At 44.2% G+C, this 303-nt stretch carries 1 pseudogene; it reads left to right on the top strand.

The features are described 5' to 3' along the window. A pseudogene (locus tag NRL14_RS20900) lies at positions 1-303 on the top strand (hypothetical protein); the annotation flags it as partial.

The raw sequence follows: 303 nt of genomic DNA, 5'->3' as shown, positions 1-303 counted from the left end.
GGCGTTGATGACAGGCGCGACCATAGCTTTAAAATTCCTCGCCCTGATATATCAATAAAATACGATACACCCAATGCGTGTGTGCAATGCCACGACGATCAAACAAACGAATGGGCAGCAAGCACGCTTGAAAAATGGCATGGTAAAGCACCGGCATTAAGTGCAAGCGAGCACAGTATGCTTGAGTTGCGCTCATTAAAATCCATATCGCAAAATGCACATATGAGCTTAATTAATGACTTTTCGTTAAACGAAATAGATCGCGCCAGTGCGATTGCTTATTTAGGCAATTCAGGGGCTGAG

Source organism: Pseudoalteromonas sp. 20-92 (assembly GCF_030847595.1).
Taxonomy (GTDB): Bacteria; Pseudomonadota; Gammaproteobacteria; order Enterobacterales; family Alteromonadaceae; genus Pseudoalteromonas; species Pseudoalteromonas fuliginea.
Note: the sequence above shows the minus strand (reverse complement) of the source record. Positions and strands in the feature narration are given on the sequence as shown.